The sequence below is a fragment of the Streptomyces canarius genome, from assembly GCF_014650735.1.
In the GTDB taxonomy this organism is placed as follows: Bacteria; Actinomycetota; Actinomycetes; order Streptomycetales; family Streptomycetaceae; genus Streptomyces; species Streptomyces olivaceoviridis.
Window position 1 is genome coordinate 55,769 of sequence record NZ_BMVN01000036.1, and the last position, 23,257, is coordinate 79,025.

21 protein-coding genes and 2 pseudogenes are annotated in these 23,257 nt (G+C 72.6%); 11 read left to right on the forward strand and 12 right to left on the reverse strand.

The window, feature by feature from the left end:
- Nucleotides 1-41: 41 nt before the first annotated feature.
- Nucleotides 42-1,409 (forward strand): L-serine ammonia-lyase, encoded by a 1,368-nt coding sequence (locus IE294_RS34735; protein ID WP_189892806.1) that lies wholly within the window; start codon nt 42-44, stop codon nt 1,407-1,409.
- Between the two features lie 118 nt (nt 1,410-1,527).
- On the opposite strand, the pseudogene IE294_RS34740 reads toward IE294_RS34735, so the two are convergent.
- Nucleotides 1,528-2,571 (reverse strand): annotated as a pseudogene (locus IE294_RS34740) (M28 family metallopeptidase); the annotation flags it as partial.
- Nucleotides 2,572-2,724: 153 nt separating this feature from the next.
- Between IE294_RS34740 and IE294_RS34745 the strand changes: the two are divergent.
- Together IE294_RS34745 and IE294_RS34750 are read left to right on the forward strand one after the other, a co-directional pair.
- Complete coding sequence (locus IE294_RS34745) at nt 2,725-3,756, forward strand: phosphatidylinositol-specific phospholipase C domain-containing protein (protein ID WP_189892810.1); 1,032 nt, start codon at nt 2,725-2,727, stop codon at nt 3,754-3,756.
- 36 nt (nt 3,757-3,792) lie between these two features.
- Nucleotides 3,793-4,350, forward strand: coding sequence for a glycoside hydrolase family 25 protein (locus IE294_RS34750; RefSeq protein ID WP_189892812.1), 558 nt, complete (start codon nt 3,793-3,795; stop codon nt 4,348-4,350).
- A gap of 31 nt (nt 4,351-4,381) precedes the next feature.
- Here the strand turns inward: IE294_RS34750 and IE294_RS34755 are convergent, their stop codons facing one another.
- Nucleotides 4,382-5,077: an NADPH-dependent F420 reductase gene (locus tag IE294_RS34755; RefSeq protein ID WP_189892813.1), complete on the reverse strand. Its 696-nt coding sequence runs from the start codon at nt 5,075-5,077 to the stop codon at nt 4,382-4,384.
- A 122-nt stretch (nt 5,078-5,199) separates the two neighbouring features.
- Nucleotides 5,200-5,892, reverse strand: coding sequence for a FadR/GntR family transcriptional regulator (locus IE294_RS34760; protein WP_189892815.1), 693 nt, complete (start codon nt 5,890-5,892; stop codon nt 5,200-5,202).
- A gap of 207 nt (nt 5,893-6,099) precedes the next feature.
- Here IE294_RS34760 and IE294_RS34765 point away from each other — a divergent pair, with 207 nt between their 5' ends.
- Complete coding sequence (locus IE294_RS34765; RefSeq protein ID WP_189892817.1) at nt 6,100-7,785, forward strand: 2-isopropylmalate synthase; 1,686 nt, start codon at nt 6,100-6,102, stop codon at nt 7,783-7,785.
- Nucleotides 7,782-8,594, forward strand: coding sequence for an ABC transporter ATP-binding protein (locus IE294_RS34770; RefSeq protein WP_189892819.1), 813 nt, complete (start codon nt 7,782-7,784; stop codon nt 8,592-8,594). The genes IE294_RS34765 and IE294_RS34770 overlap by 4 nt, the downstream gene beginning before the upstream one ends.
- Nucleotides 8,595-8,660: 66 nt before the next feature.
- Here the strand turns inward: IE294_RS34770 and IE294_RS34775 are convergent, their stop codons facing one another.
- Together IE294_RS34775 and IE294_RS34780 are read right to left on the reverse strand one after the other, a co-directional pair.
- Nucleotides 8,661-8,873 (reverse strand): EF-hand domain-containing protein, encoded by a 213-nt coding sequence (locus IE294_RS34775; protein WP_014675107.1) that lies wholly within the window; start codon nt 8,871-8,873, stop codon nt 8,661-8,663.
- A 59-nt stretch (nt 8,874-8,932) separates the two neighbouring features.
- Entirely contained in the window at nt 8,933-9,844 is a 912-nt protein-coding gene (locus tag IE294_RS34780) for a helix-turn-helix domain-containing protein (RefSeq protein ID WP_189892821.1), read from the reverse strand.
- A gap of 48 nt (nt 9,845-9,892) precedes the next feature.
- Between IE294_RS34780 and IE294_RS34785 the strand changes: the two genes are divergently transcribed.
- The gene (locus IE294_RS34785; protein WP_189892823.1) at nt 9,893-10,546 is read left to right on the forward strand and encodes a GNAT family N-acetyltransferase; all 654 of its coding nucleotides are present in this window, start codon (nt 9,893-9,895) and stop codon (nt 10,544-10,546) included.
- Here IE294_RS34785 and IE294_RS34790 read toward each other — a convergent pair.
- From IE294_RS34790 to IE294_RS34815, 6 genes are all read right to left on the reverse strand, one after another.
- Nucleotides 10,513-11,700, reverse strand: a complete 1,188-nt coding sequence (locus IE294_RS34790; protein ID WP_189892825.1) for a YncE family protein — start codon at nt 11,698-11,700, stop codon at nt 10,513-10,515. The genes IE294_RS34785 and IE294_RS34790 overlap by 34 nt on opposite strands.
- Entirely contained in the window at nt 11,700-12,476 is a 777-nt protein-coding gene (locus IE294_RS34795; RefSeq protein WP_189892827.1) for a polysaccharide deacetylase family protein, read from the reverse strand. Before IE294_RS34795 ends, IE294_RS34790 begins: the two co-directional genes overlap by 1 nt.
- Before the next feature lie 99 nt (nt 12,477-12,575).
- Entirely contained in the window at nt 12,576-13,184 is a 609-nt protein-coding gene (locus tag IE294_RS34800; protein ID WP_189892829.1) for an ATP-binding protein, read from the reverse strand.
- Between the two features lie 194 nt (nt 13,185-13,378).
- The gene (locus IE294_RS34805) at nt 13,379-14,146 is read right to left on the reverse strand and encodes an enoyl-CoA hydratase/isomerase family protein (protein WP_189892831.1); all 768 of its coding nucleotides are present in this window, start codon (nt 14,144-14,146) and stop codon (nt 13,379-13,381) included.
- Nucleotides 14,147-14,226: 80 nt separating this feature from the next.
- The gene (locus tag IE294_RS34810) at nt 14,227-15,456 is read right to left on the reverse strand and encodes a L,D-transpeptidase (protein WP_359836001.1); all 1,230 of its coding nucleotides are present in this window, start codon (nt 15,454-15,456) and stop codon (nt 14,227-14,229) included.
- Nucleotides 15,457-15,611: 155 nt separating this feature from the next.
- Nucleotides 15,612-16,835: a L,D-transpeptidase gene (locus IE294_RS34815; protein WP_189892833.1), complete on the reverse strand. Its 1,224-nt coding sequence runs from the start codon at nt 16,833-16,835 to the stop codon at nt 15,612-15,614.
- A 228-nt stretch (nt 16,836-17,063) separates the two neighbouring features.
- Between IE294_RS34815 and glgX the strand changes: the two genes are divergently transcribed.
- From glgX to IE294_RS34840, 5 genes and pseudogenes are all read left to right on the forward strand, one after another.
- On the forward strand, nt 17,064-19,316 hold the full coding sequence (gene glgX / locus IE294_RS34820; protein ID WP_189892835.1) for a glycogen debranching protein GlgX: 2,253 nt from the start codon (nt 17,064-17,066) through the stop codon (nt 19,314-19,316).
- A gap of 112 nt (nt 19,317-19,428) precedes the next feature.
- Nucleotides 19,429-19,935 (forward strand): SigE family RNA polymerase sigma factor, encoded by a 507-nt coding sequence (locus tag IE294_RS34825; protein ID WP_189892837.1) that lies wholly within the window; start codon nt 19,429-19,431, stop codon nt 19,933-19,935.
- Nucleotides 19,936-19,945: 10 nt separating this feature from the next.
- On the forward strand, nt 19,946-20,527 hold the full coding sequence (locus tag IE294_RS34830; protein ID WP_189892839.1) for a hypothetical protein: 582 nt from the start codon (nt 19,946-19,948) through the stop codon (nt 20,525-20,527).
- A gap of 145 nt (nt 20,528-20,672) precedes the next feature.
- A pseudogene (locus tag IE294_RS34835) lies at nt 20,673-21,395 on the forward strand (dolichyl-phosphate beta-glucosyltransferase); the annotation flags it as partial.
- 23 nt (nt 21,396-21,418) lie between these two features.
- Nucleotides 21,419-22,657, forward strand: coding sequence for a putative hexosyltransferase (locus IE294_RS34840; RefSeq protein WP_189892843.1), 1,239 nt, complete (start codon nt 21,419-21,421; stop codon nt 22,655-22,657).
- 302 nt (nt 22,658-22,959) lie between these two features.
- Here the strand turns inward: IE294_RS34840 and IE294_RS34845 are convergent, their stop codons facing one another.
- The gene (locus IE294_RS34845; RefSeq protein ID WP_189892845.1) at nt 22,960-23,235 is read right to left on the reverse strand and encodes an alpha/beta fold hydrolase; all 276 of its coding nucleotides are present in this window, start codon (nt 23,233-23,235) and stop codon (nt 22,960-22,962) included.
- Nucleotides 23,236-23,257: the final 22 nt, after the last annotated feature.

Here is a 23,257-nt window from a genome sequence, read left to right on the forward strand (position 1 = left end):
ACCGGGTGCCCCACCACCCCCTGCTGTCTTGAGGAGTGACCGTGGCCATCTCGGTCTTCGACCTGTTCTCGATCGGCATCGGTCCGTCCAGCTCCCACACGGTCGGCCCGATGCGCGCGGCGCGGATGTTCGCCCGCCGCCTGCGCAACGAAGGCCTCCTGGAGCAGGCCGCCGCCGTCCGCGCGGAGCTCTACGGCTCCCTGGGCGCGACCGGCCACGGCCACGGCACCCCGAAGGCCGTCCTGCTCGGCCTGTGCGGCGACTCGCCGCGCACGGTGGACGTGGAGACGGCGGACGCGCGCGTCGAGGCGATCAAGGCGGAGGGGCGGATCCGTCTCCTGGGCGAGCACGAGATCGCCTTCGACTTCGACCGGGACCTCGTGCTGCACCGCCGCAAGGCCCTGCCGTACCACGCCAACGGCATGACGCTGTGGGCCCACGACGCCGACGGCAAGGAGCTGCTCTCCAAGACGTACTACTCGGTGGGCGGCGGCTTCGTCGTCGACGAGGACGCGGTGGGCGCGGACCGGATCAAGCTGGACGACACGGTCCTGAAGTACCCGTTCCGCACGGGCGACGAGCTGCTGCGCCTGACGAGGGAGACGGGCCTGTCGATCTCCTCGCTGATGCTGGAGAACGAGCGGGCCTGGCGCTCCGAGGAGGAGATCCGCGCGGGCCTGCTGGAGATCTGGCGGGTGATGCGCGCGTGCGTGGAGCGCGGCATGTCCCGCGAGGGCATCCTGCCCGGCGGTCTGAAGGTCCGCCGCCGCGCGGCCGTCTCGGCCCGCCAGCTGCGCGCCGAGGGTGACCCGCTGGCGCACGCCATGGAGTGGATCACGCTCTACGCGATGGCGGTGAACGAGGAGAACGCGGCGGGCGGCCGTGTGGTGACCGCCCCCACGAACGGCGCGGCCGGCATCATCCCGGCGGTCCTGCACTACTACATCAACTTCGTGCCGGGCGCCGACGAGGACGGTGTCGTGCGGTTCCTGCTGGCCGCGGGCGCGATCGGCATGCTCTTCAAGGAGAACGCCTCCATCTCCGGCGCCGAGGTCGGCTGCCAGGGCGAGGTGGGCTCCGCCTGCTCCATGGCGGCCGGCGCGCTCGCCGAGGTGCTCGGCGGCTCCCCCGAGCAGGTGGAGAACGCGGCCGAGATCGGCATGGAGCACAACCTCGGCCTGACCTGCGACCCGGTCGGCGGCCTGGTCCAGATCCCGTGCATCGAGCGCAACGGCATGGCCGCGGTGAAGGCCGTCACGGCCGCGAAGATGGCGATGCGCGGCGACGGCTCCCACAAGGTGTCCCTGGACAAGGTCATCAAGACGATGAAGGACACCGGCGCGGACATGAGCGTGAAGTACAAGGAGACGGCCCGGGGCGGGCTGGCGGTGAACATCATCGAGTGCTAGGCCCTGCCGAAGGCCCGTGAGAAGGGGAGGCGGATCACGAGGATCCGCCTCCCCTTCCCCGTCCCGTGGGCGGGTCGGCCGGCCGTCAGCGTGGCGCCCGGTTCAGGGCGGTGGCCGAGACCGCCTGCTGCCACAGCGTGTAGGCGACACCGTCGGCGCTGCGGTTCAGGCCGGTGGCGTTGATGTTGGTGGTGGTGTCGCAGGAGGAGTGGTAGCAGCGGTCGTACGCGGCACCCGCCGTGCCGCCCCACTTGGCCGCCTGCGTCGAGGTCTTGCGGGCGCTCGCGCCCATGGCGTAGCCGGAGGTCGGGATGCCGTAGGCCTCGAAGGAGTAGTCGTCGGAGCGGCCCGCGCCCTCGGTGTTCTCCTCGGGCCGGAGGCTCAGCGAGTCCCAGTACGCCTTCATCGGCGCGGCGGCGGTGGAGTTGATGTGGTTGATGAAGTAACCGCCGTTGGGCGAGGCGACCATGTCGAAGTTGTAGTACGCCTTGATCGCCGAGCGCTGGGCGGAGGTCAGGGAACGGACGTAGAAGTCCGAGCCGTTGAGCCCCTGCTCCTCGTCCGTCCACCAGCCGAAGCGAACGCGGGCCGCCATCGAGGGGCGGGTCTCGGCGAGTTTCAGCGCGACCTCCAGGAGGGTCGCGCTGCCGGAGCCGTTGTCGTTGATGCCGGGTCCGGCGGAGACGCCGTCGAGGTGTGCGCCGAACATGTACACCTTCGACGCGTCGCCGTAGGGCCACTCGGCGATCAGGTTGGGTCCGGCGCCACGGGTGCAGCCTGACGTGCACGCCTGTTCGGTGACGGTGTAGCCGGCCGCCTGGAGCCTGCCCTTCACATAGGCGACCGAGTCGCGGTAGCCCTGGCCGGTCGATCTGCGGTTGCCGCCGTTGCGGCTCGCTATGGCGTTGAGTTCGGTGAGGTGTGCCTGGACCCTGGCAACGTCGATGTCGGGCGCGGCCGTGGTGAGGGTGGGGGCGGGGGAGGCCGCTTCGGCGTCCGGGGGCAGCGCGGCGAGGCCGGCGGCGGCCGTGACGAGCGCGAGGCCGGTCAGGGTCGTTCTTCGTGCTGCTCGCACCGTGTCTCCTTGTGGGGGGTGAGGAAACGGAAGGTGAGGGTCGGGCCTGGGGAGCCGTGCCGCCTCACCCCTGATAGTCATGGACATGCCAAGAACAGGTCAAGCCCCGGCTCGCGACAACGGCCGGATCGAGAGCCTGCACCCGCCTTCCCGGCCGTTGTTCCCCCTGGGGCTACCGCGCGCTCACCGCACACCCGTACGCTGCCGCCCATTCTGCCTCCACCCAAGGAAAGTTGAGGCATGCGCGGATTGAGACGGCCGGCGGCGCTCGTGGGGGCCGCGGCTCTGTTGGTGGTGGTGCCGGGCAACGCCCGCGCGGCGTCGCCGAAGTTCTCCGAGACGACGGCCATCGGCACGCACAACGCGTACGACAAGGCCAAGTACACCTACTTCGCACAGGCGTTGGACTCCGGCGCCTCGCTGCTGGAGCTGGACGTCTACGTCGACAGCATCAGCCACCGCTGGCGGGTCAGTCACAGCAACCCGCTGGGCAACGACAACAACTGCGAGGCGGCGAAGACCCCGGGCGAGCTGTACAGCAAGAGCCGCAACCAGGACCTCGGCAGCTGCCTGGACAACATGGCCGCCTGGAACCAGCTCCACCCCGACCACCCGCCGATCGTCGTCAAGGTCGAGATGAAGGTCGGCTTCAACGACAACGCGGGCCTCGGACCGGACGAGTTCGACACGCTCGTCGCGCAGAAGCTGGGCAGCAGCGTCTACAAGCCGGCCGACCTGCTCGGCGGGACGTACGGCACGCTGGACGCGGCGGCGAAGGCCAACGCCTGGCCCGCCCGGGACTCCCTCAAGGGCAAGTTCGTCTTCGACCTGATCCCGGGCACGGTGGAGCAGTCCAACCCGTTCGACAGCTACTGGACGGACGAGGAGTACGGCGACCACCTGCGCGACCTGAAGGCGGCCGGGAACATCTCGGCGGCCCAGGCCTTCCCGGTCGTCCTCGGCGCCGCGAACGGCGACCCGCGCACCAGCCGCTACGACGCCTCGATCCGCCCCTGGTTCGTGTTCTTCGACGGTGACGCGGCCACGTACGCCAACAGCGGCTACGACACCTCGTTCTACTCCGCGAACCACTACATCCTGATCACCACGGACGCCCACAACGTCTCACCGGCGATCTCCTCCACCAGCCCGACGGACGCCGAAGTCGCCGCGCGCCTGGCCCTGTTGGCCAAGAACCACGCGAGCCTGATCACCTCGGACTGGTCGGCGAAGTCCACCGCGGTCCTCAGTTCGGTGACCACCCGGAGCTGAGGTTCCGGACCGGCGCTCACGGGGGACAACCTTCACATGCTGCATGGCATCGACGTGAGCGCCTACCAGTCCTCCTCCTACGCGACGAACGGTCTCTCCTTCGTCTTCATCAAGGCGACGGAAGGCCGTTCGTACGTCAATCCCAGACTCGCCGCCCAGACCAAGCACGCGCGGGACGCGGGACTGGTCGTCGGCTTCTACCACTTCCTGTGGCCCGGCAACCTCACCGCCCAGGCCGAGTACTTCCTCAGCCACGCCCCGGACCGCCGCGGCGACCTCCTCGCCGTCGACTGGGAGACCACCGGCGACGGCACCCACGCGAGCAACGCCGAGAAGGACCGCTTCATCCGCAGACTGAAGGAACTACGGCCGGACAACCGGGTGGTGCTCTACTGCAACCGCCACTTCTGGCTGAACATCGACAGCACCTCCTACGCCGGGGACGGGCTGTGGATCGCCGACTACGTCACCGCGGGCAAGCCCCGGATCAAGGCCACGTGGCGGTTCCACCAGTACGCCAGCGAACCGCACGACAAGGACGTGACGAACTTCGCGAGCAGGGCGGCGCTGAAGGAGTGGGCCACGAGCGCCTGACGGGCTCATGACCCCCACCGCCCCACCAGGGTCAGCCCCGGAAGTCCGCCGGGCGTTCCGGGGAGGCTTCCGCGAGGGCCTTGCGTACCGCGTCCGCGCCGGCGCGCAGGCCGTAGACGGGGGTGCCGGGCTGCTGGCGCCAGGAGTCGGCGATGGTGCCGGCGTCGACCGTGTCGAAGCCGAGTTCGTCGATCAGGTCGCGGACGATCCGCTTGGCCCCCTCGTCGTCGCCGGCGACCGGGAGGGCCATGCGCTCGGGGTCGCCCGCGGGGCGGGGCCGGTCCAGGATGTCCTGGGCGTAGGTGCCGTTGAACGCCTTGATCACCGGGTGACCGAGGTGCTGCTCGGTCCAGCGGCTCTCGGTGAGGCCCTCGTCCTCGATGGCCGCGATCCGGCCGTCCCGCTGCTGCGGGTAGTAGTTGCCGGTGTCGATCACCGCGACGTCCTCGGCCGCGCCGTCCAGCAGGCCGGCGGGCAGGTCCGGGACCGCCTTCAGCGGCACGGTGACGACCACGACCTGCGCTCCCTCGGCCGCCTCCTCGGCCCGGACGGGGGTGGCGCCGGTCTCCTCCGCGAGGTCACGGAGCGTCTCGGGGCCACGGGAGTTGGCGACGGAGACGTCATGGCCGAGGGCGGTGAGCCGCCGGGTGAGGTTGCCGCCGATGTTCCCCGCGCCGATGATGCCGATCTTCATGGCTGACCCTCCGGATGATCTATGCGCGTGCATGCGATGTTCCCGGGTCAACCTCGCCGGCCCCGGGCCTATTCCTCATCGCGCGCCGAACGGGTGACGGCCGGTGCCGCGGCGAGGTGCCCTGAACCACCTGGGCCCCGGCTCCCGCGTACCCCTCATCCCCGCTCGCGCAGCAGCTCCAGCGTCCGGTCCAGCTCCGTCAGCAGGACGGCCGCCGCCCGGTCCGCGTCCGCCCCGGCGATGGCGTGGACCAGGGCGGCGTGGGTGTCGTCGCCGGTGCCCGGGTCCTCCTCGCGCAGCCGGGTGAGGTCCAGCAGGGTCACCAGGCCCTCCCGCAGGACGGGGAGGAACTCGGTGAACAGGCCGGTGAGCACGGGGTTGTGAGCGGCGGCGACCACGGCCGCGTGCAGGGCGATGTCGGCGTCCACGAAGCCCGCGTCGTCCCCGGCGGCGGCCGTGCGGCGGTCCTCCAGCGCGGCCCGCAGCGCCGTGACGTCCCCGGGGGTGCGGCGCCGCGCGGCGAGCCGGGCCGCCTGCACCTCCACGCCCATGCGGACCTCGTAGACATCGGTGACCGCGGCCCGGCGCAGCCGGGCGGGCCAGTCCTCGGCGGGCTCGGTGGCGATGACGAAGACGCCGGCGCCGTGCCGGGGCCGGACCAGTCCGGCGCCGGCGAGGGCACGCAGGGCCTCGCGGACCGTGGAGCGGCCGACGCCGAGTTCCCGGGCGAGGGTGGTCTCGCCGGGCAGCTTGGTGCCGACGGGCCAGTGCCCGGCGGCGATCTGGTCCCGCAGGCGCTGCGCGGCCTGTTCGACCAGCGGGCTGGGGCGGAGGGCGCCGAGCGGCATGGAGGTCACCAACTTGCTGGGGAGACGAGGGGTGGGCGGACGGATTCTCACTTGTCTGAGGAGCTGAGGTGTCGCTAGCGTACCCGGCATGACACTTCGCGGTCTGCTTCTTCTCGGCTGCCGCGGCGGGGTTTGACGCGACCGGCCCCCCGCCGCGGGGCCCCGCGCTGCCGGTCACCGTCCGACCGAGCCGAGAGGCAGCCGACGATGACCACCACCCCCGTCTGGAACCCCCAGCGGCCCAGCCCGATGCCGTACCACCGCTACCGCCCCTTCCAGGACCGGGTGAGCGTGCCCGTGACCGACCGGGCCTGGCCCGCCGCCCGGATCGAGCGCGCCCCGCTCTGGGTGCCCGTGGATCTGCGCGACGGCAACCAGGCGCTGGCCGAGCCCATGGACACGCCCCGCAAGCGCCGCTTCTTCGACCTGCTGGTGGCGGTGGGCTTCAAGGAGATCGAGGTCGGCTATCCGTCCGCGAGCCGTACCGACTTCGACTTCGTCCGGCACCTGGCGGACGGCGGGGTGGTACCGGACGACGTGACGCCCGTCGTCTTCACGCCCGCCCGCGCCGATCTGATCGACCGGACCTTCGACGCGATCGAGGGGCTGTCGCGGGCCGTGGTCCACCTGTACATCGCCACCTCGCCGGTCTGGCGGGAGGTGGTGCTCGGCCGCGGCCGGGCCGAGGTGTGGCGGACCGTGCGCGGGGCGGCGGAGCACATGGCCCGGCGGGCCGGCGACGCGCCCGGCGTCCGCTTCCAGTTCTCGCCGGAGACGTTCAACCTCACCGAGCCGGACTTCGTCCTGGAACTGTGCGACGGGCTCACTCAGTTGTGGGACGCGAGCCCGGACCGCCCGGTCACCCACAACCTGCCGGCGACCGTGGAGATCGCCACGCCGAACGTCTACGCCGACCAGATCGAGTACGCGCACCGCAACCTCGCCCGCCGGGACTCCGTGATCCTCTCGGTGCATCCGCACAACGACCGCGGCACCGGGGTCGCCTGCGCCGAACTCGCCGTGCTGGCCGGCGCCCAGAGGGTGGAGGGCTGCCTGTTCGGCAACGGCGAGCGCACCGGTAACGTCGACCTGGTGACCCTCGCACTCAACCTCTACGCCCAGGGGGTCGACCCCATGGTCGACCTCGGCGACATCGACGCCGTACGGGACACGGTGGAGCACTGCAACCGGCTGCCGGTGCACCCGCGGCACCCCTACGCCGGGGACCTCGTCCACACGGCGTTCTCCGGCACCCACCAGGACGCGATCGGCAAGGGACTGGCCGAGCACGCGCGCCGCGCCCGGGAGTCGGGGGTTGCGGAGGCCCAGGCGCCGTGGTCGGTGCCGTATCTGCCGATCGACCCGGCGGACGTGGGGCGGTCGTACGAGGCGGTGATCCGCGTCAACTCCCAGTCGGGCAAGGGCGGGGTGGCGTATCTGCTGCGCACGCACCACGGCATCGACCTGCCGGCGCGGATGCGGGCCGACTTCGCGCGGGTCGTGCAGGAGGCGACGGACGACAGCGGGCGGGAGGCGACGCCGAAGGAGCTGTACGAGCTGTTCCGGGCGACCTACCTGACGGACGGGGCGGCGGTACGGCTGCATGACTGGTCCGCGCGGGAAGAGGCCCCCGGCGTGCATCGCTTCGTCTGCACCCTGGAGGCCGGCGACCGCGTCGGCGACCACGAGGGCACGGGCGCCGGTCCGCTGACCGCCTTCGTCGACGCGCTGGCCGGTGCGGGCGTCGCGGTCGAGGTCCTGGACTTCACCGAGGACGGGACGGCGGCCTTCGCCGAGTGCCGGGTCGGCGGCGTCACGGCCTGGGGCGCGGGAACGGGACCGTCGGCCGCCGTGCACGCGGTGCTGTCCGCGGTGAACCGGGCGGTGCGATGACGCAGGTGACGACGGAGGCGACGACGGAGGTGCTGCGCGCCGAGGACGTGCACGTCGTCCGGGACGGGCGGCCCATCCTCCAGGAGGTCTCCCTGACCGTTCGGGCCGGTGAGCACTGGGCGCTGCTCGGCGCCAACGGCGCGGGCAAGTCCACTCTGCTGGGGCTGCTCGGCGCGGTGGTCCATCCGACCCGGGGCACGGTGGAGGTGCTCGGACACCGGCTGGGCCGGGTGGATCTGCGCGAGCTGCGGGCCCTGGTCGGGCACGTCGACCCGCGCCATCCGCTGACCTCGCCGCTGCGGGTGCGGGACGTGGTGCTCACCGGGGTGACGAACTCGGTGGAGCCGGTCCCCCGGTGGCGGCCCACCCCGGAGCAGACGGAGCGGGCCGAGGCACTGCTGGCCACGCTGGGGCTGGGGGCGCTGCGGGACGCCCGGTGGCCGACCCTCTCGCAGGGACAGCGCGGCCGGACGCTGATCGCGCGGGCGTTGATGCCCCGGCCGCGGCTGCTGCTCCTGGACGAGCCGGCGACCGGCCTGGACCTGCCCGGCCGCGAGCAGCTGATCGATGCGCTGGAGGAGCTGCGGGCGGCTCACCCGGCGCTGGCGACGGTGCTGGTCACCCACCATCTGGAGGAGCTGCCGGCGGGTACCACGCACGCCGTGCTGCTGCGCGACGGACGGGTGCTGGCCTCGGGGCCGGTCGCGTCGGTGCTCACCGGCGACCAGGTCGGCAAGTGCTTCGACCTGCCGTTGACGCTGGCGCGGCACGAGGGGCGCTGGAGCGTGCGGATCCGGCGCGGGGCGTGAGGGCACGACGGCATGACGAAGGGGGTGCCCAGGCCGCTCGGGCGGGCACCCCCTGTCGCCGGCGGGTCACTTGCTCAGGTAGGCCCAGAACTCGTCGAACGACAGCACCTTGTCGCCGTTGAGGTCGCGGGTCTTGATGACGGCCTCCGCGACCGTCTCGGTGACGTTCCAGTCACCCTGCTGCGCGAGGGCGGACTTGAACTCCGCTGCGGTGATGAATCCGTCACCGTCCGCGTCGATCCGCTGGAACTGCTTGCGTGCTTCCTCGATGTCCGCCACCGATCCGCCCCTTTTGGTCGTGTTTCTCATGCCGTGCTGGCGTACTGACGCAGGTCAGATTAACGGCCCGCACGCGAGCGGAGTGCGGCGACCACCCAGGCGAAGTCCTCGGCGTGCGGTGGCGCGGGCTGCCGGTTCACCACGGCGACCAGTTCCCGGTAGCGGGCCACGCGCTCGTCGAAGCCGGCCGTCATGCGGTCCAGTACGTCACCCCGGTCGGCGTCGCCGAACAGTTCGTCCAGCACCTCCTCGGCCCCGGGTCCGGTGGGGTCGACGCCACGCTCGCGGGCCGGTGCCACCAGCTCCACCAGTCGCTTGGCGAACCACAGTGACCGCCCGCCCGGCTCGCCGGGCCGCCGGTCGGCCGCGTTGAACTCGACGGCCCGGCGCATCTGCGCCCGGAACGCCGGGTCCTGGAGCATCTCGGCCAGCTCCACCCAGGCGTCCACCTCCTCGGGCGTGGGGTCCTCCGCCAGGTGGACGGCGGTGCGCCGCATCCGTTCCCGGACGTCGGGGTCCACGGTGTCGAGCCCGTGCAGCGTCTCCGCCATGAACTCCTCCATGATCCGCTGCCGTTCGGCGGCGGACAGTCGCGCCAGCTTGTTCACGAGTGGCGTCTCCTCTGCGGTCGAACCGCGTCGCGCCACGGTGGACAGCACCGCACGGGTCACCTTCAGCGACCGGATCCGCGCGTCCAGCGCCGCCACATGCGTGGCCGCGACCTGGGCCACGGTCCGCTCGCCGGCCAGCACCCCGCGCACGTCCGCCAGGCCGAGACCCAGTTCGCGCAGGGTGCGGATCAGCTCCAGGCGGGCGACGCCTGCGGCGTCGTAGAGCCGGTAGCCGCCGGCCGACCGGGTCACCGGGGTGAGCACGCCCGCGTCGGACCAGTAGCGGATGGTGCGCACGCTCAGTCCGGTGGCGCGGGCCAGCTCGCCGATGGTGAGAAGTCCGGTGCCGTCCTCGATCATGTCTGCGAGTCTGGGCCTTCCAGTGGGTGGAGACTCAAGGAGCGGGTTGTGGAGACCTTGCGGGACATTCTCGACGCGGTGGCGGCCGGTGTCTTCCCGCCGGCGGACGGCGGTACGACGGTCGTGGCGCAGCCCTCGGCGCGGGACGCCGGGGTGCTGTCCTTCACCGCGCACTCGGTGGTCGTCACCGACGAGGACCCGGAGTGGGTGCGCGCCACGCTGCGCGGCGTGGACTGCGATCCCCTGGCGGCCACGATGCACCCGCGCTTCCTGACCGCCCTCCTGGACCAGACCGGACGCCGGGCCGAGACCGTCGACGCGGTGCTGGTGGGCGACCCGCTGCCGGGTGAGCCCCCGCTCGCGCTGACGGAGATCGAGGACGCCGGCCACCCCCGGATCCGGTACGCCCGGGGGCGCCGGGACGAGGTGCGGGCCTGGGTGGCCGACGGCGGGGTGCTGGTCATGGGGCGTGGGGTCGCCGGGCGGCTGGAGGTGTCGGTGGAGGTGGCCGAGGACGCCCGGCACCGGGGGCTCGGGCGGCTGCTGGTGACCGCCGCCCGGCAGCTCGCCACGGAGCCGCTGTGGGCGCAGGTCGCCCCGGGGAACGCCCGCAGCCTGCGGGCGTTCCAGGCCGCCGGGTACCGTCCGGTGGGCGCGGAACTGCTGCTTCAGCGGAAGATGCCGGTGTGCCCCAGTGAGTAGCGGCCCGGCTGGGGGTAGACGGCGAGGCCGTGCGGGCCGCTGCCGACCTTGACACGGGCCAGTTCGGCGCCGGTGCGGGTGTCGATGGCGTAGACCTCGGAGTTGTAGCGGCCGGACAGCCACAGCACCTTGCCGTCGGCGGAGACCCCGCCCATGTCGGGGCTGCCGCCGCCGGGCAGGCGCCACTTCTTGGTGAGCTGGTTCCGGGTGAAGTCGAAGATCGAGATGGTGCCCTCGCCCCGGTTGGAGATGTACATCTCGCGGGAGTCGCGGCTGACGTAGAGGCCATGGGCGCCCTTGCCGGTGGCGAGGAACCGGGGCGGGGTGAACTTGTCGCCGTCGAGGATCCACAGGCCGTTGGCCATCATGTCGGCGATGTAGAACAGCTTCCCGTCCGGTGAGATCTTGACGTCCTGCGGCATGGCGCCGTGGAACGGCAGCTTCTCCTGGGCGACGACCTTCATCCGCGCCGTGTCGACCTTGAGGATCTCGCCGCTGAACTCGCAGGAGACGATGAAGTAGCGGCCGTCGATGGAGAAGTCGGCGTGGTTGACGCCGTAGCAGCTGACCGGGACGGTCTTGACGACCTTCATGGTGTGCGCGTCGCGGAAGACCAGCTGGCGGTCCATGGAGGCCATGACGACGGCGTACTTGCCGTCGGGCGTGAAGTACAGGTTGTACGGGTCGTGCACGGCGACCGGCTTGCCGGCCCGCCCGGTCCGCGGGTCGATCGGGGTGAGGCTGTTGCCGAGGTCGTTGTTGACCCAGAGGGTCTTCAGGTCCCAGGACGGCACGACGTGCTGGGGCTGGCGGCCGACCGGGATGGTCTCGACGATCCGGTAGGTGGCGGGGTCGATGACGGTGACGGTGTCGGAGTTGGTGTTGGGCACGTACACCCGGGAGGGGAAGTCCTTGACCACGGGCGAGAGCCGGTTCGGCCGGTCGGCGGCGTAGAGGTCGGCCGGGTCGTCCACCGGCGGCATCCCCGGCAACACGTCGACCAGCGGCTTCCTCACCTTCGGCTGGACCGGCGCCTTGCTGCCGACGGCCTCGTCCGGGTGGTCGCGGGACCCGCCGCCGCACGCGGAGAGCAGTGTCAGGGCGGTGACGGCGGCACCGGCGGCCAGCAGGCGGGCGGCTTTCGTGGTTCGCATCAGCTCAGCAGCTCCGTGGTGGTGACCGCGCGCAGTCCGCGGCGGCCGAGTTCGGTCAGGACGTCGGGGAGGGCGGCGACCGTGTCGGGGTATCCGAAGTGCAGGCTCACCACCGATCCGTTGCGTACGCCGGCGAGGACCTCGCGGGTGACGGCGGCGGCGCCGGGGCGGGTGTAGTCGAGCGAGTCGACGTCGTACGACAGCACGTGCGGGTAGCCGGCGGCGCGGGCCAGCCGGGCGACGAGCGGGGAGGCGGCCGGGGCGCGGGAGGGGCGGAACCAGGTGCCGATGGAGCCGGTGAGCCGCTTGAGCCGCGCGGCGCAGTCGGTGATCTCCCGGCGGGCCTCCGCCTCGGGCAGGGTGTTGACGCCGATGTGCCGCTGGGTGTGGTTGCCGAGGTCGTGGCCGCCGTCGAGGATGCGGCGGGCGAGGTCCGGGTGCTGGTCCAGCCAGGTGCCGACGGCGAGCACGGTCAGCCGCGCACCGCGCTGTTCGGCGGTGTCGAGCAGCGCGCGGGCGAGGGCCGGGTCCCCCTGGCCGTGGAAGGTGAGGGCCACCTGGGGGCGATTGCGGGGGCCGTGGGTGATCTGGGCGGGCCGGCCCGGGTAGGCGCGGGGGCCCGCCGGGGGGTGTGCCGAGGACGGCATGGGGGCGGCCGAGACGGAGGGCCGGGCGGCGTGTCCGGTGCCGCATCCGGCGGCGAGCGCACCGCCGGCGGCGATTTTGGCGCCGGTGCGCAGCACAGCACGGCGGTGGGTGGGGGTCACCCGCACCATTTAAGGGGTGATGAGTAAGAAATCGGGCGATTGGTGCCGTGCGTCGAGCGCGGGTCGTCGTGGCTGGTCACCCGGTTCCCGCGCTCCTTCGGGGCGCTCCTAGCGGTCGGTGACCCGCATCTCGAACCATGTCGTCTTGCCCCGCGGCAGCAGGTCGACGCCCCAGCGGTCGGCGAGCTTGTCGACGAGGAACAGTCCGCGTCCGCTGACGTCCAGTTCCTGGACCGGCATCAGACAGGGCAGCCCGCGCGAGGGGTCGCGGACCTCGACCCGGATCCAGCCGGTGCGGCGGCGCATGCGCAGGCAGAAGACACGGGCGCCGGTGTGCCGTACGGCGTTGCCGACGAGTTCCGACACGAGCAGGACGGCGTCCTCGGCCAGTTTGGGGGTGAGCCGCCAGGTGCGCAGGACGACGACCTGGGCGAGCCGGCGGGCGGTGGCCGCGGATTCCGGGCGGGACGGCAGCGGGACCTCCGCCTCCGTCGGGTTCCCGAACAGTTCGAGCGCCTTGAGCCCCTGTTCGTCCTCGACCGCGGGTGACCAGCGTGCCGCGGCCGCACGGCTGTCTCCCCGCGGCTGTTCGATGCCCTCCAGCCCCGCCATGCCCCCATGATGGCCGTCCGGAGCCGCCTTGGGGGCCGTTCCGGGGGAATACGCCCCCCGCACGCCCCTGTCCCGCACCCGTCGATCGGCATATGCCGTCGACATGTCGATGTCCGGTACAGCCTGGCTGACCTGCGGCGACGGTTCACTTCCTGGCAATCGTCGGGCTCCCTCGACAAGGCAGGCTTAAGGTTGCGTTAAGGCTCCCATAAACCGCTCCATCGAGGGACCCGAATCAGACGACGCGTCAATTGCAAGGCGACCCGCGGAAGTCGGCGGGACGTTCACGCGGTTGACGGTCAGACGAACTTGGCCTTGCCCGGCCCCTCCTCCACGAAGCTGCGCATGCCGCGCTCGCGGTCCTCGGTGGCGAACAGACCCGCGAACCAGTTCCGTTCGACGGCGAGCCCGGTGTCGATGTCGGCCTCCAGACCGGTGTCGACGGACTCCTTGGCCGCGCGCAGCGCGATGGCCGGGCCCTGGGCGAGCCGCGCGGCCCAGGCGTGCGCCTGCTCGTACACCTCGGCGGCCGGTACGACACGGTCCACCAGGCCGATGGCGAGGGCCTCGTCGGCCTTGACCTGACGGCCCGTGAAGATCAGGTCCTTGGCCTTGGAGGGGCCGATCAGCCGGGGCAGCCGCTGGGTCCCGCCGGCGCCCGGGATCAGGCCGAGCAGGATCTCGGGCTGGCCGAGCTTGGCGTTGTCGGCGGCGATGCGGTAGTCGGCGCACAGGGCGAGCTCGCAGCCGCCGCCGAGGGCGTAGCCGGTGATGGCCGCGACGACGGGCTTGGGGATGCGGGCGACGGCGGTGAAGGAGTCCTGGAGGGCGCGGGAGCGGCGGACCATCGCCGCGTGGTCCATGGTCTGCATCTCCTTGATGTCCGCGCCCGCCGCGAACACCCGCTCGCCGCCGTAGATCACCACGGCGCGCACGTCGTCGCGGTCCGCGGCCTCCTCGGCCAGCTCCTTCAGCCGGTCCTGGGTGGCGATGTCCAGCGCGTTCATCGGCGGCCGGTCGAGCCGCAGGGTGCCGACGCCTTCGGCGACTTCGAGAGTGACGGTCATGGAGGTCAGGTTAACGGCCACTAACGACAATGGGCCCGGTGCCGTAGGTCACAGCACCGGGCCCTTACGTCAGACGGGGCTCACTTCTTCCAGTCGGCCCACGACATGTTCCAGCCGTTGAGGCCGTTGTCGGGGGCGACCGTGGCGTCGTGGGAGTTCTTGACGACGACCACGTCACCGATCATCGAGTGGTTGAAGAACCAGGCGCCCGGGACGGAGCTGTCGTAGCCGCCGCGCACGTCGCGCAGGCCGACGCAGCCGTGGCTGGCGTTGTAGTGGCCCGGGGCGTCCGGCGCCCAGTAGTTGCCGTGGATGAAGGTGCCGGAGTTGGTGAGGCGGATGGCGTGCGGGACGTCCTTGATGTCGTACTCGCCGCCGTAGCCGACGGTCTCGCCGTTCATGCGGGTGACGGTGAGCTTCTCGCTCATGACCATCTGGCCGTTCCAGGTGTCGTAGCCGGGCTTGCCGGTGGTGACCGGGACGGTCCTGACGACCTTGCCGTCCTGGGTGACCTTCATCGTGTGCTTCTTGGCGTCCACGACGGAGACCTGGTTGCGGCCGATGGTGAACTTCACGGTCTTGCGCTGCTTGCCGTAGACGCCGTCGCGGCCCTCGACGCCGTCCAGGTCGAGGTCGACGGTGACCTTGGTGCCTTCCTTCCAGTACTTCTCGGGGCGGAAGTCGAGGCGGTCGTTGCCGAACCAGTGGCCCTCGACGTCGACGGCCGGCTCGGTCTTGATGCGGATGGCCTTCTCGACCGCGTCCGGGCTGGTGATGCCCCGGGTGAAGCGTATGGAGAACGGCATCCCGACGCCGACCGTGGAGCCGTCCTCGGGGGTGAAGTAGCCGACGAAGGTGTTCTTCGGGGTCAGCGTGGTGAAGGTGGAGTCCTCGGCGGCCTCGCGGCCCTCGGAGTCCTTGGCGACCGCGTGCACCGAGTACGTGGTGCCGGCGGCCAGATGGGTCGACGGCGTCCAGGAGGCGCCGCCGCCGGATATCGCGCCCTCGACCTTCGCGCCCTTGGCGTCCTTGACGGTGACCTCGGTCAGCTTGCCCTGGGCGACGTTGACCTTGAGCGCCCCGCTGGTGTCGACGCCGGTGGCACCGGACTTGGGCGCGATGCTGACCGCGGCCGTGGACTGCTCGCCCTTCTGGCTGCCGGCGCCCTTGCCCTTCCCGTCCCCGGAACCCGAGTCGTCGCCCCCGCCGCACGCGGCGAGCGACAGCACCAGGGCACCGGCTATGAGTACCAGTCCCCCACGGCCTCGCCGCCCCCGAGCCGACGCCCCCGCCACAGGCCGCGTGTTCACGTTGTTCTCCCCTCCAGCGGACCTGGTCAGGCCCGCTCCCCACCACATTGTGCGCGCATATTAACTGCCAGGATTTGAGCTGGGTGTCAGGCGAATGTCACCGTTCCGTCGCAACTTCCGCCCGGCACCCGCGCGCGTCCCGCCCCCTCACCTGGTTACTTCACCGCGCTGCCCGATTTCCATGCCTTCCAGCCCATGTTCCAGCCGCCGAGGCCGTTGTCGGGAGCGACGGTCTTGTCCTTGCTGTTGACCACTTCGACGACGTCCCCGACGAGGCTGCGGTCGAAGAACCAGCCCGCCGGGGTGTCCGAACTGCCGCCCTTGACGTCCATGAGGCCCACGCAGCCGTGGCTGACGTTGACCTGGCCGGGGGCGTCCGGCGCCCAGTAGTTGCCGTGCAGGAAGGTGCCGGAGTCGGTGAGCTTCATGGCGTGCGGGACGTCGGGGATGTCGTACTCGGCGCCGAGGCCGACCGTCTGGCTGTTCATGCGGGTGACCTCCAGCATGTCCATCACCACCATCTTCCCGTTGTACGTCGGGTGCTTGGGGGCGCCCGCGGTGATGGGGACGGTGGCGAGGAGGTGTCCGTCGCGCCGGACGTCCATGGTGTGCTGGGCCACGTCGACCAGGGAGGTCTGGCTGCGGCCGACGGTGAAGGAGAACGTCTTGTCCTGGAGGCCGTAGATCCCGCGGGCGCCCTGGACGTCCCGCAGGTCCAGGTCGACGGTCACCTCGGTGCCGGGCTTCCAGTAGCGCTCCGGGCGGAAGTCCAGGCGGCCCTTGCCGAACCAGTGCGGGCGGATCTCGACCGGGGGCCGCGCGCTGACCCGGACGGCGCGCTGGACGGCGGCCCGGTCGGTGATCTCCTGGCTGAAGGAGAGCGAGACGATCATGCCGGTGCCGACGGTGGCGCGGTTCTCCGGACTGACGTAGGCGATGAACCGCTGGTCGGGGACGTAGGTGGTGAAGGTGGTGTGCCGGGCCGAGCGGCGGCCGTGGGAGTCCAGCGCGACCGCGTCGACGGTGTACCTGGCGGCCAGCGCCAACCGGTCCTCGTCGGGGCGCCAGGTCAGCCCGTCCTCGCTGATGCGCCCCGGGACCGGCGTCTCCTGCGCGTCCTGCGACTTGACCACGGTCACCTTCTCCAGGCGCCCGCCGGGCACCCGTACTTGTAGCCGGTCGCCCGGACGGACGGCCTTGCTGCCGTCGTCGGGGGTCACCCGGATGACGTCCTCGGGGGCCGGGGGCTTGCCCAGCGTCCCGCCCATGCCCAGGGGGCCCGGGCCGTCCATGGAGCAGCCCGCGAGCAGCCCCGCCCATGTCAGTACGGCGGCCAGCGCGGCCCCCGCGCGCCGTGCGCGTCCAGTTACGTGCCTCACGCGAGACCCAACGACCGGCCCGCTCCGGGGAAACGTGAGTGCGAGCCACGCGCTGGGCAGAACAGAGGGAAGGACGACACGTCGGGGGTCTCCCCGCAGGGGACCCCCGGCCCGCGTCGGAGCCGTCGGGGCGTGGCCGGACCGGGTGGCCGGGGTGCCGAGAGCGCCCCGGCCACCCGGCGCGGCCGGTCGCGCCCCTCGGGCGAGCCACTGGGAAGAGGGGCGACAGTGACGAGCGCAGCCGAGCAGCGGGCACCGGCCGGGGTGCCGGCCGCGGGGAGCGGGCAACCGGCGGCGGTGAACGGCGCCCGGCGGGCCGTACCGCCCGTCCCGGCGGTGTGGCCGGGTGCGCCGACCCCGTTGGGGGCCCGGTTCCGAACCGGTCCGGACGGGGTCGCGGGCACCAACTTCGCGCTGTGGGCGGCCGGTGCGGAGGCGGTCCGGGTGTGTCTCTTCGACGAGGGCGGCCGGGAGACGCAGCTCCCGCTGACCGAACTGACGCACGAGATCTGGCACGGCTTCGTGCCCGGTGTGATGCCGGGTCAGCGCTACGGCTACCGGGTGGACGGCCGCTGGGACCCGTGGACCGGCGCCCGCTGGAACCCGGCGAAGCTGCTGCTGGACCCGTACGCGCGCGCGGTGGACGGGGAGTTCGCCTCGTCCGGGCTGTCACCGCAGGTGTACGGGCACGTGCGGGACTGGCCGGACCAGTCGGTCGCCGACACCGTGCGCGACGAACGGGACTCGGCGCCGTACGTCCCGAAGGGGGTCGTCGTCCACGATGACGACGACTGGTCCGACGACCGGCGCCCCAAGACGCCGTGGGCCGATTCGGTGATCTACGAGCTGCACGTGCGGGGCTTCACCCGGCTGCACCCCGGCGTCCCCGAGGAACTGCGCGGCACCTACGCGGGGCTGGCGCACCCGGCCGCGATCGACCACCTCGTCAGGCTGGGCGTCACGGCCGTCGAGCTGCTGCCGGTGCACCAGTTCGCGCACGAGGACCACCTGCTGCGCCGGGGCCTGCGGAACTACTGGGGCTACAACTCCATCGGCTACTTCGCCCCGCACGCGGCCTACGCGGCCTCCGGCACCACCGGACAGCAGGTCGGCGAGTTCAAGCGGATGGTGCGCGCGCTGCACGCGGCCGGCATCGAGGTCATCCTGGACGTGGTCTACAACCACACCGCGGAGGCGGGCGAGCTGGGCCCCACGCTGTCCCTGAAGGGCATCGACAACCGCGGCTACTACCGGCTCCAGGACGACGCCCGCCGCTACGCCGACTACACCGGCTGCGGCAACACCCTGCACGTCGTACGGCCCCAGGTGCTGCGCCTGATCACCGACTCGCTGCGCTACTGGGTGACCGAGATGGGCGTGGACGGCTTCCGCTTCGACCTCGCGGCGGCGCTGGCCCGCTCGATGCACGACGTCGACATGCTCTCCCCGTTCCTGGCGGTCATCGCCCAGGACCCGGTGCTGCGCCGGGTGAAGCTGATCGCCGAACCGTGGGACATCGGCTCCGGCGGCTACCAGGTGGGCGCCTTCCCGCCCCTGTGGACCGAGTGGAACGACCGCTACCGCAACGCGGTCCGGGACTTCTGGCGGCACGCCCTGCCCGACGTGCGCGAGATGGGCTACCGCCTCTCCGGCTCCAGCGACCTGTACGCCTGGGGCGGCCGGCGCCCCTACGCCTCCGTCAACTTCGTCACCGCGCACGACGGCTTCACCCTGCGCGACCTGGTGTCGTACGGGACCAAGCACAACGAGGCCAACGGCGAGGACAACCAGGACGGCACGAACGACAACCGCTCCTGGAACTGCGGCGCCGAGGGCGAGACCGACGACGAGGGCGTCCGGGCCCTGCGCCGCAGGCAGCTGCGGAACCTGCTGACGACCCTGCTGCTGTCCACCGGTGTGCCCATGCTGGTCGCGGGCGACGAACTGGGCCGCACCCAGCGCGGCAACAACAACGCCTACTGCCAGGACAACGAGATCGGCTGGCTCGACTGGTCGCTGCTGGAGCAGCCCGGCTGGCGGGCGCTGTTCGACCTGACCTCGCGGCTGATCGCGCTGCGCCACCGGCATCCGGTCCTGCGCCGGCGGGCCTTCTTCTCCGGCCGCGCCCAGACCGCGGACGGGCTGCGCGACCTGGCCTGGTTCACCGCGCGGGGCGCCGAGATGACCGAGGGCGACTGGTACGCGCCCGCCGCCACGCTCGGCATGTACCTGTCCGGCCGGGACATCCCGGGCCGCGACGAGCGGGGCGCGCCGGTGGTGGACGACAGCTTCCTCGCCGTGCTGCACGCGGGCGAGAGGCCGACCGGCTTCGTGCTGCCCGGCCCGCCGTGGGCGCAGCGGTACGAGGTGGTCGTGGACACCTCGCTGGAGGAGCAGGAGCGGGCGCCGGGCACGGTGCACCGGGCGGAGGCGGAGATCACGGTCCCGGCGCGGGCGGTGCTGCTGCTGAGGGTGGCCTGAACCTGCGGGGAGCCGTGCGTGACGCGGATCACGCTCGCCGAGTGCAGCGCCGACGGGGGTCCAGTGCCTTACCCCTGGTGGAGGAAGAGCCGGCGAGGACGGGGACCGTGGGATGGAGCAGACCAGGGCCGGTGAGTACGACGTGTTCGTGGCGGCCCGCTGGTCGGTGTTGTTCCATCTCGCCCGTCTGCTCACCGGCGGGGACCGGCACCGCGCCGAGGACCTGTTGCAGGAGTCCTTGGTCAAGCTGTGGTTCGTCTGGCCGAAGGTCGCCGACGAGGCGCCGGAGGCGTATGTGCGCAAGGTGCTGGCGCGGGCCGCGGCCCGGTCGGCGCGGCGGCGCTGGTGGGGCGAACGGCCGGTGGAGGAACTGCCCGAGGTGGCGGCGTCCGGCGACATGTCGGCGACCGTGGCCGAGCGGTCCCGCCTGGAGGCGGCGCTCGCCCAGCTGACGCCGCGGCAGCGGGCCGCCGTCGTGCTGCGCTACTACCAGGACCTGCCCGACCGGCAGGTCGCGGAGGTTCTGGGCTGCCCGGTGGGCACGGCCCGGTCCCATGCCGCGCGCGGGGTGGCCCGGCTCCGCGGGCTGCTGGCCGACGTCATCGAGCCGGTGGGGTGAGGGAGAACCCATGGAGCGCAGGGACCGCACGGACCACAGGGAAGACCGCATGGCTCCGCCGGACGGCACGGATCGCTTCGAGCGGGAGCTCACGCGGCTCATGCAGCGGGCCGAGCAGCCGGTGCCGTTCGAGGTGCGGCACCGGGAGGCGCTGCGCGCGGGCGTGCGCGCCCGGCGCCGGGTGCGCACGGCGCGCCGGGCCGCCGGTTCGGTCCTCGCGGTGGCCGGGCTCGGCCTGGGCCTGTTCCTGTGGCCGCACGGCCACACCGCCGACCGGCCCACCGCCCCGCGCCCGCGGCCCGCGCTGAGCCCGGCGCCCACGCCGAGCACCTCGCCGTCGCAGTCGCCGTCCGGGACGCCGGACCCGCCGCCGTCCACCACGACGTCGACGGACCTGCCGTCACCGGGCTACACCACGACCACCTCCGCCCCGCCCGCCGCCCCGGAGGGTTCGACGACCGCCACGTACCCGCCGCCGACGGCCACGGCCGTCTCCGGGGAGGACGGCACCACGCCGCCGGCCACCGCGACGGAGAGCGGGCCGGCCGGACCGTCGGACGACCCCTCGCCGTCGGTCGGCCCGAGCGACTAGCCGCGCCCCTTCCCCCTCCCGCCCGCGCACGCCCTTCCGCGCGCCCTACCCACCGGAACAAACAGGTACTTACGTGACATACATCCGACCGAGCCGACCTGCCCGCCCGAGTGGGTCACCGGCCGCGGCACCCTGGCGCGCCCCCGTGCCGGTGCCCCAGGAGGATCCCGTCCTGGACGTGACCGTGCCGGTGTTCAACGAGGAGAAGGACCTGGAGCCCAACGTCCGGCGGCTGCACACGCATCTGCGGGACGGCTTCCCCTACCCGTTCCGGATCACCGTCGCCGACAACGCGAGCACCGACCGGACCCCGGTCATCGCCGCCCGGCTCGCCGGCGACCTCCCGGAGGTGGTCTCGCTGCGGCTGCCCGAGAAGGGCCGCGGCCGGGCGCTGCGGGCCGCCTGGTCCGGTTCCCGGGCCCCCGTGCTGGCGTATGTCGACGTGGACCTGTCCACCGGGCTCACCGCGCTGCTGCCGCTGGTGGCCCCGCTGATCTCCGGCCACTCCGACCTGGCCATCGGCACCCGGCTGGCGCCCGGCGCCCGGGTGGTGCGCGGGACCAAGCGAGAGGTCATATCCCGCTGCTACAACGCCCTGCTGCGCTGCACGCTCGCCGTCGGCTTCTCCGACGCGCAGTGCGGGTTCAAGGCGGTCCGGCGGGAGACCGCCGAGCGGCTGCTGCCGCTGGTGCGGGACGGGGAGTGGTTCTTCGACACCGAGTTGCTGGTGCTCGCCGAACGGGCCGGCCTCAGGATCCACGAGGTGCCGGTGGACTGGGTGGACGACCCGGACAGCAGCGTCGACATCCTCGCCACCGCCCTGGCCGACCTGCGCGGGATCGTACGGATGCGGCGCACCCTGAGCCGCCGCCGGCCGAGGCCGGTGGTCCGGTGACCGCGACCCTGTCCGGCATCCGCACCCCGGCCCCCCGGCCCGCGCCCGTCTCCCGGCCGCGGGCCGCCGTCCGACGCTTCGGGCCGGTCCTCGCCCTGTTCGGCACGCTGAAGCTGGCCGGTTTCTGCTCGTTCCTGTACCTGCTGTCCTCCGCCGGGGACTACCGCACCAAGCACCCGCGGTTCGGCGGCGGCGCACACGCCTGGGACGTGCTGGCCACCTGGGACGGCTGGTGGTACCAGCAGATCGCCCTGCACGGCTACGACCCGAAGCTCGTCCCGGTCCCGGGGGCCACCGGCCTGATCACGCTGGAGGGCAACTCGGCGGCGTTCTTCCCGCTCTACCCGGCCCTGATGCGGCTGACCTCGGCCGTCACCGGCCTCGGCTCCTACGGCGCCGGGCTGCTGGTCTCCATCGTCGCCTCCTTCGCCGCCGCCCTCGGCATCCACGCCGTCGCCGAGCGGTTCGGCGGCCGGCGGGCCGGGCTCGCGGCGGCCGGGCTGTGGGCGGTGTGGCCGGGCTCGGGCGTGGAGTGGGCGGTCTACTCCGACTCCCTCTACGTGGCCCTGGCCGCCTGGGCCTGCCACGCCGTCCTCACCCGCCGCTGGCTCACCGCCGGCGTGCTCGCCTTCGCGGCCGGTCTCAACCGGCCCACGGCCGCCGCGCTGATCGCCGCGCTCGGCGTGGCCGCGCTGCTGTCGCTGCGCCGCCGGGAGGACGGCGCCCTGCGCCCGCTGCTGGCCACGGCCCTCGCCCCGCTGGGACTGCTCGGCTATCTGCTCTGGGTCGGCGACCGCATGGGCGACCTGGGCGGCTACTTCGAGCTCCAGTCGGGCGCCTGGGCGCACAGCTTCGACTACGGCGAACAGACCCTGGACGTCCTGACGTCCGTGCCCGTGGGCAAGTTCGACTACCTCTTCGCCTACCCCTTCGCGGACGTCATCTCCGTCGGGGTCATCCTGCTCGCCTGCGCGCTGCTGCCGCTGCTGCTGCGGCTGCGCCCGCCGGCGGTGCTGGTCGTGTACACCGTCCTCACCCTGGTCCTGGTGCTCGGCAGCCAGCAGATCGTCGCCAACATCTCCCGCTACCTGCTGCCCTGCTTCCCGCTGTTCCTGCCGCTCGCGGTGGCCATGCGCCGGCTGAGCCTGCCCGTGCAGTGCACGCTGCTGGGCATCGCGGCCCTGGCCTCCGGCTCGTACGCCGGCTACGCGCTCTTCGAACTGGGAGTGCCGTGATCCCGTCCGCCGGCCGGCGAGGGCCGGGGCTGCGACGACGAGGTGGTAGCCGGTTCCGGGAACGAAGGGGCCCGCCCACTCGGCCGTGGTGCCGGGAGGGGCCTCCGGGTCCACCTCGCCGGCAAGAAGGAGGACGGGCCGCGCGAACCGGGCAAGCGCGGCGCGGGTGGCCGCCGGGGCGGAGGCGGCGACGATCTCCGGGTTCATCCGCTCGGGCTCGATGGCCTGACGGGTCCCCGGCCACGTGGTAGGCGAGCCGGGTCCCGTCGTACGCCGCGAAGGCAGGCATGGCCGGAACCCTGTCAACGGCGTACCGGCGAGGACAACCGGGCTTCGGCACGGGCCCGGACGTCGTCGGCCAGCCGGTCGCAGCGGCAGGAGGCGGTGTCCCGCGGTGTCGCGGACCGGCCGGTGCCCCGCAGATCCAGCCTGATCACCCGCCGGTGCGCGGTCAGCCCGCCGAGGTCGGCGAGGTGGGCGGAATCCGTCGGGCCTGCGGGCAGACACACCAGCGGCGGGCCGTCCCCGGCCGCGTGGCAGGCGAGCCGGGTCCCGTCGTACGCCGCGAAGGCAGGCATGGCCGGGAGCCCGTCAGCCGCG

Excerpts from the sequence above, each read along its gene's own strand:
- IE294_RS34745 (WP_189892810.1), top strand. The coding sequence starts at position 2,725 with ATGCGCGGATTGAGACGGCCGGCGGCGCTCGTGGGGGCCGCGGCTCTG.
- IE294_RS34750 (WP_189892812.1), top strand. The coding sequence starts at position 3,793 with ATGCTGCATGGCATCGACGTGAGCGCCTACCAGTCCTCCTCCTACGCG.
- IE294_RS34755 (WP_189892813.1), bottom strand. The coding sequence starts at position 5,077 with ATGCACGCGCATAGATCATCCGGAGGGTCAGCCATGAAGATCGGCATC.
- IE294_RS34760 (WP_189892815.1), bottom strand. The coding sequence starts at position 5,892 with ATGCCGCTCGGCGCCCTCCGCCCCAGCCCGCTGGTCGAACAGGCCGCG.
- IE294_RS34765 (WP_189892817.1), top strand. The coding sequence starts at position 6,100 with ATGACCACCACCCCCGTCTGGAACCCCCAGCGGCCCAGCCCGATGCCG.
- IE294_RS34770 (WP_189892819.1), top strand. The coding sequence starts at position 7,782 with ATGACGCAGGTGACGACGGAGGCGACGACGGAGGTGCTGCGCGCCGAG.
- IE294_RS34780 (WP_189892821.1), bottom strand. The coding sequence starts at position 9,844 with ATGATCGAGGACGGCACCGGACTTCTCACCATCGGCGAGCTGGCCCGC.
- IE294_RS34790 (WP_189892825.1), bottom strand. The coding sequence starts at position 11,700 with ATGCGAACCACGAAAGCCGCCCGCCTGCTGGCCGCCGGTGCCGCCGTC.
- IE294_RS34795 (WP_189892827.1), bottom strand. The coding sequence starts at position 12,476 with ATGGTGCGGGTGACCCCCACCCACCGCCGTGCTGTGCTGCGCACCGGC.
- IE294_RS34800 (WP_189892829.1), bottom strand. The coding sequence starts at position 13,184 with ATGTCGACGGCATATGCCGATCGACGGGTGCGGGACAGGGGCGTGCGG.
- IE294_RS34805 (WP_189892831.1), bottom strand. The coding sequence starts at position 14,146 with ATGACCGTCACTCTCGAAGTCGCCGAAGGCGTCGGCACCCTGCGGCTC.
- IE294_RS34825 (WP_189892837.1), top strand. The coding sequence starts at position 19,429 with ATGGAGCAGACCAGGGCCGGTGAGTACGACGTGTTCGTGGCGGCCCGC.
- IE294_RS34830 (WP_189892839.1), top strand. The coding sequence starts at position 19,946 with ATGGAGCGCAGGGACCGCACGGACCACAGGGAAGACCGCATGGCTCCG.
- IE294_RS34845 (WP_189892845.1), bottom strand. The coding sequence starts at position 23,235 with ATGCCTGCCTTCGCGGCGTACGACGGGACCCGGCTCGCCTGCCACGCG.